The organism is Kitasatospora sp. NPDC058162, assembly GCF_042884005.1.
In the GTDB taxonomy this organism is placed as follows: domain Bacteria; phylum Actinomycetota; class Actinomycetes; order Streptomycetales; family Streptomycetaceae; genus Kitasatospora.
On record NZ_JBHVUS010000010.1, the window covers coordinates 1 to 13,593 of the forward strand.

9 protein-coding genes are annotated in these 13,593 nt (G+C 75.0%); 1 reads left to right on the forward strand and 8 read right to left on the reverse strand.

The features are described from left to right. Window positions 1-88: 88 nt before the first annotated feature. The 7 genes from ACFVXG_RS20650 to ACFVXG_RS20680 form a co-directional block, all read right to left on the reverse strand. Window positions 89-1,720: an AMP-binding protein gene (locus ACFVXG_RS20650; protein WP_387929443.1), complete on the reverse strand. Its 1,632-nt coding sequence runs from the start codon at window positions 1,718-1,720 to the stop codon at window positions 89-91. A 139-nt stretch (window positions 1,721-1,859) separates the two neighbouring features. Then, window positions 1,860-2,099 (reverse strand): chaplin, encoded by a 240-nt coding sequence (locus ACFVXG_RS20655; protein WP_387929445.1) that lies wholly within the window; start codon window positions 2,097-2,099, stop codon window positions 1,860-1,862. A 95-nt stretch (window positions 2,100-2,194) separates the two neighbouring features. Next, on the reverse strand, window positions 2,195-2,539 hold the full coding sequence (locus ACFVXG_RS20660) for a hypothetical protein (protein ID WP_387929447.1): 345 nt from the start codon (window positions 2,537-2,539) through the stop codon (window positions 2,195-2,197). Beyond that, on the reverse strand, window positions 2,536-5,139 hold the full coding sequence (locus ACFVXG_RS20665; protein WP_387929449.1) for an Hsp70 family protein: 2,604 nt from the start codon (window positions 5,137-5,139) through the stop codon (window positions 2,536-2,538). Before ACFVXG_RS20665 ends, ACFVXG_RS20660 begins: the two co-directional genes overlap by 4 nt. 31 nt (window positions 5,140-5,170) lie before the next feature. After that, entirely contained in the window at window positions 5,171-5,941 is a 771-nt protein-coding gene (locus ACFVXG_RS20670) for a nucleotide exchange factor GrpE (protein WP_387929451.1), read from the reverse strand. Continuing rightward, on the reverse strand, window positions 5,938-6,363 hold the full coding sequence (locus ACFVXG_RS20675) for a hypothetical protein (RefSeq protein ID WP_387929453.1): 426 nt from the start codon (window positions 6,361-6,363) through the stop codon (window positions 5,938-5,940). Before ACFVXG_RS20675 ends, ACFVXG_RS20670 begins: the two co-directional genes overlap by 4 nt. Before the next feature lie 133 nt (window positions 6,364-6,496). Continuing rightward, window positions 6,497-10,633: a hypothetical protein gene (locus tag ACFVXG_RS20680; protein WP_387929454.1), complete on the reverse strand. Its 4,137-nt coding sequence runs from the start codon at window positions 10,631-10,633 to the stop codon at window positions 6,497-6,499. A 229-nt stretch (window positions 10,634-10,862) separates the two neighbouring features. Between ACFVXG_RS20680 and ACFVXG_RS20685 the strand changes: the two genes are divergently transcribed. Continuing rightward, on the forward strand, window positions 10,863-12,635 hold the full coding sequence (locus ACFVXG_RS20685) for a serine/threonine protein kinase (RefSeq protein WP_387929456.1): 1,773 nt from the start codon (window positions 10,863-10,865) through the stop codon (window positions 12,633-12,635). Window positions 12,636-12,646: 11 nt separating this feature from the next. On the opposite strand, the gene ACFVXG_RS20690 is transcribed toward ACFVXG_RS20685, so the two are convergent. Then, complete coding sequence (locus tag ACFVXG_RS20690; protein ID WP_387929458.1) at window positions 12,647-13,492, reverse strand: NAD(P)H-binding protein; 846 nt, start codon at window positions 13,490-13,492, stop codon at window positions 12,647-12,649. Between the last annotated feature and the right edge of the window lie 101 nt (window positions 13,493-13,593).

The following is a 13,593-nucleotide window of genomic DNA, read 5'->3' on the forward strand; positions in this document are numbered from 1 at the left end:
AGCTGAACCAACTCGGCTACCAAGTCACTCTCCAATCCGTCGAGGTCGCCTGATCTTCAAGAAGGGCCAGGGGAGGGGGATTTTCGTATCAGAGGCCGAGGATCCGGACGGCCTGCTCGCGCATCTCGACCTTGCGGATCTTGCCGGTGACGGTCATCGGGAACTCGTCGACCACGTGCACGTAGCGCGGGACCTTGAAGTGGGCCAGGCGCCCGGCGCAGTAGGCGGCCACGGCCTCGGCGGTGAGCGGCTCGGCGCCCTCCCGCATCCGGATCCAGGCCATCAGCTCCTCGCCGTACTTGGGGTCGGGGACACCGATCACCTGGACGTCGAGGACGTCGGGGTGGGTGTAGAGGAACTCCTCGATCTCGCGCGGGTAGAGGTTCTCCCCGCCGCGGATCACCATGTCCTTGATCCGGCCGGTGATGGCGAGGTAGCCGTCCCCGTCCATCACGGCGAGGTCCCCGGTGTGCATCCAGCGGGCCGCGTCGACGGCTTCGGCGGTGCGCTCGGGCTCGTCCCAGTAGCCGAGCATGACGGAGTAGCCGCGGGTGCACAGTTCGCCGGGCTCGCCGCGCGGGACGGTGCGGCCGGTGGCCGGGTCGACGACCTTGACCTCCAGGTGGGGGCCGACCCGGCCGACGGTGGAGACCCGGCGCTCCACCGGGTCGTCGGTGCGGGTCTGGGTGGAGACCGGCGAGGTCTCGGTCATGCCGTAGCAGATGGACACCTCCGCCATGCCCATCCGCTCGATGACCTCCTTCATCACCTCGGTCGGGCAGGGCGAGCCGGCCATGATGCCGGTGCGCAGGCTGCCCAGGTCGTAGCGGGCGAAGTCCGGGTCGGCGAGCTCGGCGATGAACATGGTCGGCACGCCGTACAGCGAGGTGCAGCGCTCGGCGGCGACGGCGGCCAGGGTCGCGCCGGGCTCGAAGGAGGGGGCCGGGATGACCATGCAGGCGCCGTGCGAGGTGGCCGCGAGGTTGCCCATGACCATGCCGAAGCAGTGGTAGAAGGGCACCGGGACGCAGATCCGGTCCTGCTCGGTGTAGTCGAGCAACTCGCCCACGAAGTAACCGTTGTTGAGGATGTTGTGGTGCGAGAGGGTGGCGCCCTTGGGGAAGCCGGTGGTGCCCGAGGTGTACTGGATGTTGATCGGGTCGTCGGGTGCCAGCTCGCCCTGGCGGGCGGCCAGCGGGGCCGGGTCGGCGGCGCGGCCCGCCGCCAGCACGTCGTCCCAGGCGGGGCTGCCGAGCAGTAGGACCCGCTCCAACTCCGGGCAGCGGGGCCGGACTTCCCCGATCATCCCGGCGTAGTCCGAGGTCTTGAAGCGCTCGGCGGCGACCAGCAGCCGGATCCCGGCCTGGTTCAGCACGTACTCCAACTCGTGCGCCCGGTAGGCGGGGTTGACGGTGACCAGGATCGCGCCGAGCTTGGCGGTGGCGTACTGGGTGAGCGTCCACTCGGCGCAGTTGGGGGCCCAGATGCCGACCCGGTCGCCCTTGGCGATGCCGAGCTCCAGCAGGCCGAGGGCCAGCGCGTCGACGTCGGCGGCGAGCTGGGCGTACGTCCAGCGGCGGCCGGTGGGGCGGTCGACCAGGGCGTCACGGTCGGGGAAGGCGCGCACCGCGCGGTCGAGGTTCTCCCCGATGGTGTCGCCGAGCAGCGGGACGTCCGCGGTTCCGGAGGCGTAGCTGCGCGGGGCGGGCGGTGTCGGCACGGGCTGGCTCCTGGGTGCGGCGGTGCGGGACAGGGGACCATGGTCGCGGTCCCGGGCCCGCGCCGCCACCCCCGAACGGGGGTACCGGCACGGCTCCGGGGCCGCCCGTCGGATGCGACGGACGGCCCCGGAGCGCGGGTCAGGCGTTGATGCAGGTGTTGCCGAACGCCGGGTTGAGAATGCTGATGATGCCGATCGAGTTGCCGCAGACGTTGGCCTCCAGGTTGATCGGGACCTGGATCAGGTTGCCGGAGAGCACACCGGGCGAACCGATGGCGGCACCGTTCGCGGTCGCGCTGCCGGCGGAGGCCGTGCCGGCACCGGCCAGGACGGCGACCGCGGCGAGCGCGGTGGCGGCGAGGGTGGTGCGAATACGCATTGCGTCACTCCTTGAGAGGGTGGCGGAACTCCGTGTGACGATCACACTCGCACCGATCGAACTCCACGGCAGGCCGGAAGCGTCCGAATTGGTCACTAAGAGGGCGTGTCGCCCTCCCCCGCCCCGGACGCGGGAGCGCCGGGACCGGCCACACTCAGTGATCCCAGCAGCTCCCGGGCCGGTTCCAGCCCCGGCTCGGCCTCCAGGGCCCGGCGCAGCAGACCGAGCGCGAACGCCCCGTCCCCCGCCTCCAGCGCCGCCAGAGCCCGGTTGTAATCGATCCGACCGGCGTAACGCAGCCGGAACAGCACGCTCAGGTCCTCCCGGCAGGACGGGCAGGCCAGCGACTGCCGGTCCGCCGGGACCTTGCACAGCGGGCACCGGACGTCCGGCAGGTCGGGAGCGGTCAGCGCGGGAGTGGTCATCTCGGGAGTGGTCATCGCGGACCGGCCTCCTCCGGACGCACCGGGCCGAGCGACTCGGCGGCCGGCTCGTTGCCCAGCTCCCGCTGCGCCTGCGCGTACAGCGCCAGCAGGTTCGACATGTGGGTGTTGACCGCCTCCATGTTGGGCGCCTCCACCGCCTCGTCCAGCCCGCGCAGCTCCGCCATGATCCGCTGCCCCAGGGCCGGCGAGACCATGTTCTGGTTGACGTAGACGTTGCACATGGTGAGCATCCGGAAGGTGTGGCCGAGCGAGTCGCACAGCTCGTCCGCCTTCTGGGCCGCGCGCATCGCGCCCTCCCAGTCGGCCGCCTCCCGGCGCAGCCGCAGCTCGGCCGCGACCGAGCGCAGCCGGTCGAGGTCGCTCGGGTCCAGGTGCTTCTCGCAGTAGTGGATGAACAGGCTCAGGTACGCCTCCGAGCCGCGCACCCAGCGCTGCGCCTTGAGCTGGCGCTGCGCCCGCTCCAGCGCCTCGTCCACCGATTGGCCGCGGGTCTGCCCGGCCGCCAGGTCGTCCAGGGTGTCCATCAGCCGCTGCGCCTCGCGCATCTCGGCCTCGGTGAGCTCGCCGCCCCAGCGGTCGGTGAAGGACTCGATCTGCCGCTGCTGCTCCTCCACCTGCACCTTCAGCTCGGGGTCGAGGGTGACCCGCTCCAGCTTGACGGTCTTCTCGGCGCCGCCCTGGATCCGCACCGACAGGGTGATGGTGCGGTCGCGGTCCAGGCCGAAGGAGACCTCCACCGGGGTGCGGCCGCCGAGGCCCTCGGGCAGGCGCAGGGTGAGGTGGCCGATCAGCTCGTTCTGCTGGGCGATCTCGTGCTCGCCCTCGTAGACCGCGATCTCCAGGCGCTGGCGGCCGCTGCCGGAGACCACGAACTCCCGGCTGACCGGCGAACTGGTCGGGTAGCTGGTGTTCTTGGGGATGATGACGGCCAGCCGGCCGTCGTTGAGCTCGATGCCGAGGTTCTTCGGGGTGATGTCGAAGGGGTTGGTGACCTGCATCAACTCCCCGCAGCCCGTGCAGACTTCGCTGCCCGGCGGATTGAGCGCGGCGCAGGAGGCGCAGCGCAGGCCGACGTCCTCGGCGGCGGTGGAGGACATCCTGGTGTGGCCCGGGGCGGCCGAGTTGAGGGCCTCGCCGCACAACTCGCAGGCGGTGACGCCGGGGGCGGCCGGGGTGCCGCACTGCGGACAGTTGTCGACCCGCAGCACGGTGGTGGCCTGGGACTGCTGCGGGATCGTCGCACCGGACCCGCCGGAGCCGGCGGACGTGCCCGCCCCGCCGACGGCCGAACCGTCCATAGCCTGGGCGCACTTGGGGCAGGAGGACGCCCCGGCCTCGACCGGGACGTGGCAGGTCGGGCAGGACACCCGGTCGCCGCCGAGCAGGGAGGTCGCGCAGTTGGCGCAGTTGGAGGCCGAGAGGTCCCCGGGGGCCCGGCACTCCGGGCACTCCACCTCGCCGACCAGGGCGGACTGCACGGCCGCGCCGAGCGCCACGCACTGCATCGGGTTGACGCCGCGCTTGATCCGCCGGGTGCCGAACACCTCGCCGAGGCGCCGCTCGACCAGCGGGATCGCGGTCGAGCCGCCGACCAGCACCACCTCGTCGATGTCCCCGACGGTCAGGTTGGCCTGCATGATGGCCTTGTGGGTCAGCTCGATGGTCCGCTCGATCTGGGCCTCGATCAGCTCCTCGAAGCGGGCGCGCTCGAACTCCGTCTCCAGCACCAGCTGTCCGGCGCCCAGGCCGGGCAGGATGACCTCGGAGGACTGCTGGTTGGACAGTTCGATCTTGACCGTCTCGGCGGTGGAGGCGATCTTCGGACGGTCCCGCAGGTCCGGCTGGTAGTCGGAGCCGTACTCCTCGCGGATGTCCTCCAGCAGCGCGGTGGTGATCGCCCGGTCGAAGTCGTCGCCGCCCAGCAGGTTGTCGCCCTCGATGCCGAGCACCGAGACCGAACCGGGCACCAGCAGCAGGATGGAGATGTCGAAGGTGCCGCCGCCGAGGTCGTACACCAGCACGGTGCGGCCCTCGTCGCCGGCGTCGCCCGCCAGCCCGTACGCGAGCGCGGCGGCGGTCGGCTCGTTGATGATCCGCAGCACGTGCAGGCCGGCCATCCGGCCCGCCTCCTGGGTCGCGGCGACCTGCCGCTCGCCGAAGTACGCGGGGACGGTGATCACGGCCCGGTGGAAGGGCTCGCCGAGGCGCTGCTCGGCGTCCTGCTTGAGCCGGTGCAGGATGATCGCGGAGATCTCGATCGGGGTGTAGGAGCGGCCGTTGAACCAGACGTTGACGTCCCCGTCGGTGCCCGCGGTGACCTTGTAGTCGACCTCCTTGAGCGCCGCCTGGACCTGCGGGTCCTTGAACTTGCGGCCCATGAACCGCTTGACCGAGCGGATCACGTTGGCGCCGTCGATGGCGGTCCGGCTGCGCGCGGTCGAACCGACCAGCAGCTCGCCCTTGCGACCGCTGCCGACCACGGAGGGCGTGGCCTCCTGGTTCTGCCGGTTGAAGATGATCTCCGGCGCGCCCCGGCGCAGGTGGGCCACCACGGAGTTGGTGGTGCCCAGGTCGATGCCGAGTGTGCGGTACATGTCGTTCCCCTCTTGCCCCTCGTGGTCCTGGCTACTTCTTGCGCTTGGCGCGCTTGGCGGGCCGGCCCGTCGCCTTGGCGTGCCGACGGGCCCGGGGCGGAACCGGCCTGGCCGCCGGGGCCTCGTCGGGCCCGGCCGCATCGGCCGCGGCGGTCGCGTCGGTCGTGTCGGTCGCGTCGGCCGACGGTTCGACGATCTCGGGCTCCACAGGCTTGAGCTCCACAGGTTTGAGCTCCACGAGCCGCGGATCCTCGACCGGCACCGGCGCCGGAACCGACTCCGGCGCCGACTCCGGTGCGGCGACGACCACTTGGGCTCGGCGCAGCACCTCCTGCTCCCAGAAGAACCCGGTCACCACCGTCTGCACCACCGTCTCCGGCGCCACCCCCGGCCGCACCTCGGTGCCGACGATCTCGGTCAGCGCCGGGTCCGCCGCCAGCCCCTCCAGCCGCATCGGCCGCACCCCGGCCTTGGCGAGCCGACCGAGCAGCCGCCGGCGGGTCGCCTCCAGCCCGGCGCCGCGCCCGAGCGCCACCAGCTCGCGGTCCAGGCCGAGGGCGGCCAGCGCGTCGTCCACCTCGACCAGGACGCCCAGCAGTTCACGCTGCTCGGCCCGGGCCTGCTGCTTCTGCTCGGTCAGCTTGTTGCCCAGCAGTGAGGCCCGGAACAGCAGTTGGGTGAACTTGGCGGCGAGGTCGACGGACTCGACGCCCGGCGGAACCTCCAGCGGGCGGTGGTCGGCCAGCGGGGATCCGACCAGCGGGGATCCGTCGAGCGGGGATGCGGTCGGTGCGTCGGTCATTCGGGGACCTCGATCTGCGGCAGCACGGACAGGTCGGCCGCGTAGCGGGCGGGGACGGGCGGTTCGGGGTCGGCGCCGCCGGGCGCGGGCTCGGCGAAGTCGGCGGCGGCCTCGGCGCGGTGGAGGGCGAGCAGGGCCGCGGCGGGCGGCAGGCCGGGGCGCTCGATCACCAGCAGCGGTTCGGCGAGCGCGGGGGCGAGCAACTCGGCGGCCTGGCCGACCGGTTCGGGCGGCAGCGGCTGCTGGAGGTCCACCTCCAGGCGCCGGTCGGGGTTGCGTAGCAGGGCCGCGGCGTCCTGGATCTGCTGGCGGCTGTACCGGCCCGCCTTGAGCGCCTTCCCGACCGACAGGTTGATCTCGCGCACCCCGGCCGTGAGCGGGATGCCCAGGACCTCGTACGGCGACGGTTCGTGCAGTGGCATGGCGGGCGGTCTCTCTCCTCACGGTCCGTACGGGGCACGGGGGTTGGTGCGGACGGTACGCGGGCCGGCGGTGCCGGACGGGCGCACGGGATACGACGGCGCCGGGCCGCCCGGCGGTTGCCGGGCGGCCGGGTCAGTAGCGGCGGCCGAGCTTGTTGATGCGGTCCGACAGGGCGCGCAGCTCGCGGTCGTAGGGGTTGTGCTGGAGGGCCAGCTCCATCGCCCCCTGGGCCTCCAGGTGGTTGCCGGCGTTGGCCCGGGCGACGGCGAAGGAGCTGAGGACGATGCCGAGTTCGCTCTTGAGCTTGGCGGTGTCCTCCGGCGTGGCGGCGAGTTCGAGCGCTTCCCGCAGCAGGCTGATCGCCTCGGCGTAGAGCCGCTCCTCGTAGAACGAGATCGCCCGGCCGCGCCAGACGCTGACCATCAGGCCGCGGATCTCCGGCGAGTCGTCGTAGGACCTGGCCTTGTGGAGCATCGCGGCCTGGGCCTGGAAGGTGCTGTTCTGCATGTGGTCGATGACGTGGTTGGCGAGCATCACCGAGATCCGGCGCCCCGCCTCCTTCCCGGGGTCGCCCTGCCAGTCCGGGTCCCAGGTCAGTGCCGACATCATCTGGCCGAGGGCGCGGCCGGTGTCGTCGGCGAACGCGGCGGAGCGGGCCAGTTGGCGCAGCACGAAGGCGAGGCCCCGGCGGTTCTCCGGGTCGTCGTCGAGCTCGATCAGCCGCTGCCACAGGCCGACGGCCTCCCGCAGTTCCGCGTCGGAGGCCTCCGCGTGGCTGAGCTGGCCGGCCAGGTTGCCGAGGGCGGCCTGGAGGAAGCGCCGGGCGGTCGGGTCGTCGGGGGCGAGTTCCTGGCTCTTCGCCAGCAGCTCGATGGAGCGCCGGTAGTCCTTGTCCTCGTTGTTGATCTTGCGGGCCCACTGGGCGTAGGTCGCGCCGAGGTCGCCGCGCACCTCCGGGTCGTCCGGGGCCAGCGCGAAGGCCTTCTCCAGCAGTTCGGCCGCGCCCGACTGGTCGTCCACGGTGGCCTTCAACAGCGCGCGGGCGGCCCGGACGCCGGACTCGGCGGCGATCCGGGCCACGTCGACGGGCAGCTCCACGCCGGGGACGGTCCGGGCCCGGGTGAGGCAGTCCAGCGCCTCGGGCCAGTCCTGGTTGCGGTGGTGCTCGCGGGCCTGGCTGACCAGCGCCTCGCCGAGCAGCACCCGCCAGCGCGAGTCGCGCGCGGACTCCGGCAGCGCGTCCAGCGCGGCGACGGCGACGGCCGGCCGGCCCTGGGCCAGGAGGTAGCGCTGCGCCCCGAAGCGGCCGAACACTTCGAGGCCCCGGGGCTGCCGGGGCCACTCGCCCCAGTAGTCGGTCACGGCCTTGTCGTACATCTCCGGCCACATGACGAGACCGGGCTGCTCGGCGAGCAGCCCGTGCAGCAGCGGGCCGAGCACCAGGCGGCGGGCGGGCCGCCCGGGCACCGCGACCATGACGTCGTGTCCGGTGAAGGTGTCGGCGGCGTACACCTCCATGCCGAGCTGCAGCGTCCAGGCCTCGACCTCGTCGCCGCCGCGCCCGGCGGCCCGGTCGAGGGCCCGCAGGTCCTCGCGCAGGCGGTCGACGAGCGCGGTGCGGGCGGCCGTCATCCGCTGGGGTTCGGGGGTGCGGCCGGTGATCCGGGCGCTCTCGTCCCACAGGTCGGGCTGGTGCAGGGCGGCGACCAGGCTGCCGATCGTCCAGGCCCAGACGTCCTCGTCGTCGACGGTCACGGCCAGCCGGTAGCCGGACAGGCCGAGCGCGTGCAGCAGCCGGGGGTGCGCCGGGTCCTTGACCAGCAGGTCGCGGTAGGCCAGGTAGGCCTCGCGGTGGCGGCCCTCGACGGCGTGCTGGTGGGCCTCGTGCTCGCCGAGCAGCACCAGCGCGCCGGCCGCCTGCGGGTGGCCGGGGGCGAGGGTGAGGGCCCGGCGCAGGTCGCCGGCGGCCCGGCCGGGCTCCCCGGCGGCGAGGGCGGCGCCCGCCCTGCGGACCAGTACGGCGGCCCGGGCGGCCTCGGCGTCCTCCGGCAGATCGGCCAGGGCCTCGTCGAGGCGGCCGAGTTCGGCCCGCAGCAGGGCGAGGTCGAGTCGTACGGGCGCGGCGTCGGCGCCGTCGCCGAGCGCCTCGGCCCAGGCGGCCAGCACGGGTTCGGCCTGTTCGGGGGTGCCGGCCCGGCGGGCGCAGTCCAGGACGGCGCGCAGGGCGGGGCCGGCGCAGCGTATGCAGCGCGGGGAGCCGGACCCGGCGGGGGCGTGCAGGTGGTCGGCGCAGGCCTCGCGGCCGCAGCCGCCGCAGGAGCCGGTGGCGGGGCGGGCGCAGGCCGTGCAGTCCCCGACCGGGTCGGCGGCGGCTGCGGCAGCGGCGGCGGTCAGGAAGTGCCGGTACCAGCCCAGCGCGGTGGCCCAGTTGCCGGCCCGCTCGGCGAGCAGGGCGCGCAGCCGGGCGAGTGCCGGGTCCCCGGCCGGGTCGGGGTGGAGCGGGCCGAGCAGGGCGATGGTCTGCACCGGACGGCCCGCCAACAGGGCGGCGGCGGCCAGGTGGTAACGGTCGCGGAGCCCGGCGGCGGGGTCGAGCAAGGCGGTGACCTGCCCGTCGGTGCCCTCGCCGCCGTCGGCGAGGGCGAGCGCGGCGCGCAGCCGGGACTGCCGGTGGGTGAGCGCGCCGGGCAGGGTGTCGGCCAGGGCGAGCGCGGCGACGGCCCGCTCGCGCGCCTCGGCGCGGTCGCGGCCGGTGACCAGCAGGTGGGCGGCCTCGCGCAGGGCGGCCTCGCGCAGCGCGGCCCGGTAGCCGGGGGCGCCGGGGTGTTCGGCGACGGCCCGCTGCCACAGCTCGCGGGCGGCGCCCGGGTCGGTGGCCAGCCGGGTGCGGGCGAGCTGGTCGCGGGCCAGGGCCTGGCGGACGTGCAGTTCGGGGTCCTCCAGCGGTTCCCAGCGGGCTAGGGCGCCGGCCGGGTCGCCGCCGCGGACGAGGGCGAGGCCGTGGTGGTAGGCGGCGATCCGGCTCCAGCGGGAGTCGGGCTCGGTGTCGGCCTCGGCGCGCAGCAGCGGTTCGGCCTCGGCGGGGCGGTCGGCGGCGGTCAGGGCGGCGCCGAGCCGGACCCGGGCGGGGCGCCAGTCGGGGGCCTGGTCGAGGCCGGCCCGGTAGTCGGCGGCGGCCTCGGCGTGCCGCTGGGCCCGTTCGTGGACCAGGGCGAGTCCGAACCGGGCTGGGGCGAAGGAGGGTTGGACGGTGAGCGCGGCGCTGAACTGCTCGGCGGCCTGGTCGTCGGCGCCGAGCAGCAGGGCGAGCCGGCCGAGGGCGTAGCGCGGGCGCGGGTCGCCGGGGGTCTCGGTGGCGGCGGCCGCGAGGTCGGCCCAGGCGGCGTCGGTGCTGCCGAGCCGCTGCCGGGCGAGGCCGCGGAAGAGCAGGCTGTCGGTGCGCAGGGCCGGGCCGCGGCCCCAGGGGCCGGGGTCGCCGGGGCCGCGGCGCAGGGCTTCGTCGAAGGCGGCGACGGCGGGTTCGTCCCGGTGCGCGGTGAACAGCTGGGCGCCCCAGCGGAACCAGAGTTCGCCGCTGCCGCCGGGGGCCGCGGCGGCGAGCAGCGGTTCGCTCTCCTCGGCGCGGCCGGTGGCGCGCAGCAGGGCGGCCCGGGCGAGGACCGGCCAGTCCTGGCCGGGCAGGGCGGCCAGGGCCCGGGCGGTGGCGTGGTCGCGCTGTTCGGGGCTGCCCTCGCGGCACAGCTGCTGCAGCCACTGCCTGCTGCGGGCGGCGCTGTCGGCGTCCTCGCCGTATTCGGTTTCGGTGGCGCTGCCGGTTTCGGTGGCGCTGCCGGTGCCGGTGGCGGCGGCCTGGAGGTGGGCGAGGACCGGGCCGAGGTCGCCGTCCGGGGCCTGGATCCGTTCCTCGGCGAGGTGGCGCAGGCTCCACCGGGGCAGTTGCCGGGCCGGGTCGGTGAGCAGCGGGAAGGCCTCGCGGTACAGGGCGAGGGTGGCCTGCTGGTCGCCGGTGGGGATGGTGGCCTCGGCCTGGCCGAGCAGGGCGAGGCCGCGCTGGGGGCGCAGTTCCTCCGGCCCGGTGGCGAGTCGGCGGGCCAGCCGGGCGTAGCGGCGGCGGGCCTGGGGGGCCTTGCCGGCGGCGAGCTGTCCGGCGGCCGCGGCCAGGGCCTTGGCGACTCCGGCCGGGTCCAGGGCCGTTCGCCCACGGGCCAGCAGCACCGCGGCCACACCGGCCAGTGCCACCACGATCAGCAGCACTGCGATCAGCAGCATGCACCGTCCCCCTGCGCCTTGAAGTCGTCCCACGTCATGATCAACATTCCCCGTACGATCATGAGTTGACGTTGTTTCGTGATGTTGCTCGGGCGCCCATCAGAATAGGGCCTCCCCCGGGCGGACGACCAGGAACGAGCACTATCCTGGGCAGCGCGCAGGCCGTACGGCAGTCGCGCGTCCACAGCGGTGAGGAAGCGTCGGGGGTCGTGTGTCCGAGTCTCGTTGGGTGCCCGGGCTCCGCTTCGGGCCCGAGTTCGACCCCGAACAGTACGAGCTGCTGGAGTTCCACCACCGGGGCGGCGAGGCCGAGGTGTGGCGGGCGGTGCGCACCGGGCACAACGGGATCAAGGAACTCGTCGCCGCGAAGATCATGCTGGAGCGCGACCCGTCCGAGGTGCGGCGCTGGCTCGGCCGCTGGGACGACGTCTCGCACAACGCCCACCGGCTCGGCGTCAACGACCTGGTGGTGCCCAGCTTCCTGCTCGGCCCCTCCCCGCACCGGCCCGGCGCGGCGCCCTCCGGCGGGCTGCTCGGCTACCAGATCTCGCCCTGGGTCGACGGCGTGCCGCTGCACACCTGGGCCCGCGGCCGGCGCGCGCCCGCCGCGGTGGCCGAGGTGCTGGCCCGGCTGTGCCGGATCGTCGACGAGCTGCACCGCAAGCGCTGGGTGCACCGCGACATCTCCCCCGCCAACGTGCTGGTGGACGGCCAGGGCCTGGTCAAGCTGATCGACCTGACCTTCCTCGCCCCGCTCGACCACACCCTGACCGTCGCCGTGTTCACCCCCGGGCACGTGCCGCCGGAGGCCGAGCAGGTCGGCGGTTTCCCCACCACCGCCAAGGACCTCTTCGCGGTCGGCACCCTCGCCCGCACCCTGCTGCTGCCCGACCACGGGCGGCTCGACCACCGGCTCGCCGCCGAGCAGGCCCGCGCCGAACTGCTCGCGGCCGGCTACGGCGAGGAACTGGCCCGCTGGGCCTGCGAACCGCTCGCCCGCGAGCCCGACCGCCGCCCCGCCCCGCTCGGGCCGTGGGCCGCCCGCGGCCGCGAACTCCTGCGCGCCCACCGCCCGGTGGCGCGCACCCAGGGCCTGGCCGTACTGCCCGACCGGGCCGGCCGCCCGCTGGTGGTCACCGCCGGCGCCGACGGCACCGCGCTGACCGGCCCCGGGCGCACCGGCCACCGGCTGCCCGCCAGCCAGGGACCCGGCTCGGTACGGGAGTTGACGGCCGGCTGGGCCGGGCGCCAGGGCGAGCTGGTGGTCTGCGCCGAGGACCTCTCCGGCACCCTGTGGGTGGGCACCGCGGCTGGCTGGTGGGAGGCCGCCCGCGGGGTCAGCGGGCTGGCCGGAGCCGTCGGCGCGGCCGGCGAACTGACCGTGTGGACCGCCGCCGCGGGCGCCCTGCGCTCCTACCGCTGGGCGCCCGGGCTCACCCTCACCGGCCAGGAGCACCCCGGCTGCCCCGCCGACCGGGTGCTCGCCGCCGAGGAGGAGCGGCCCGGCTCCTGGCTGGTCCTGGTCGAGCACCGCGAACGGGTGCTGGGCTGGCGGCCGGGCTCCGGCGAGCCGCCCGTCCCGCTCGGCCCGCCCGGCACCCTGCGCGCCGGGGCGCTCGCCCGCGCCTCCGCCGGACCGCAGGCCGCCACCCTGCGGACGGACGGCTCCGCCCAACTGCACACCCTCGGCCCGACGGCCGTGTCGGGTACCGAAATCGGCGACGGGGAGCCCTCGCTCGGCATCGCCATGGTCGGCCACCGCGGCGGGCCCACCGTCGCCCTGGCCGGCGCGGGCGGAGTACGGCTGCGGCTGCCGGCCGGCGGGGCCTCCCGGCGGCCGCGCTGGTGGCGGCCGACCCTGCGCCCGGCCACCCGGGTCGCCCTCGCCATGGGGGACGACTGGCGGCTGTGCCTGGCGGCCGTGGTGGAGGGCGAGTTGCAGGTCTGGCAGGAGGACGCGGCCTACCGGTGGCAGGCGGTGGAGCTGCCCGAGGGGCCGTAGAGCCCGTCTGCTCAGCGGAAGTCGGCCGCGTGGTCCGACGCCCAGGCGGCGAACGTCCGTCCGGGGCGGCCGGTCACCGTGGCCACCACGTCGGACACCGGGGCGGGCAGGTCGCCCTGGGCGGCCCAACCCGCGAGGACCATGTCCGCCACGACCGGCTCCATGGTCAGCGCCAGCTCGGCCCGCGCCTCCTCCGGGTCGACCCGCTCGACCGCCACCTCCCGGCCCGCCGCCGCGCCGATCAGCTCGACCTGGCGACGCAGCGTCAGCGACTCCGGCCCGAAGACGGTGTACGCCCGCCCCTCGTGGCCCGGCCCGGTCAGCGCGGCCACCGCGAGCGCCGCGATGTCGGCCTCGTGCACCGGCGCGGTCTGCGCCTCCGGGTACGGCAGCCGCACCGGCCCGCCGCTGCGGACCGAATCGCGCCACCACCACAGGGAGTTGGTGGCGAACACCCCCGGCCGTACGAAGGTCCAGGCCAGGCCGGCCGCCTCGATCGCGTCCTCGACCGCCCGGTGGTCCCGGACGATCGGGTTGGACTCCGCCTCGGGCCCCTCCGCCGCCGCGGCCACCGAGGACAGCAGCACCACGTGCCGCACCCCGGCGGCCCGCGCCGCCGCGGCGAACCCGGCGGCACCGGCCGGCTTGGCGTACGCGAACACCCGCTCCGCACCCGCCAGCGCGGGCCCGAGGGTCTCCGGCCGGTCGAGGTCCGCCGCGACCGCCTCGACCCCCGCCGGCAAGTCCACCCGGCGCGGGTCGCGGCTGGTCAGCCGCACCTCCCCGCCCGCCGCCAGCAACCCGGCGACGACGTGTCGCCCCACGCTTCCGCCCGCCCCGAACACCACGGTCACCATCGGTCGATCCTGCTTTCCGTCGAGCAGCGAGTTGACTGGTCGTCAATTCTCTTCTTCCACCGGCCAGTCATCGTCGCACAGGCCGTCTCGGCAATTCACCG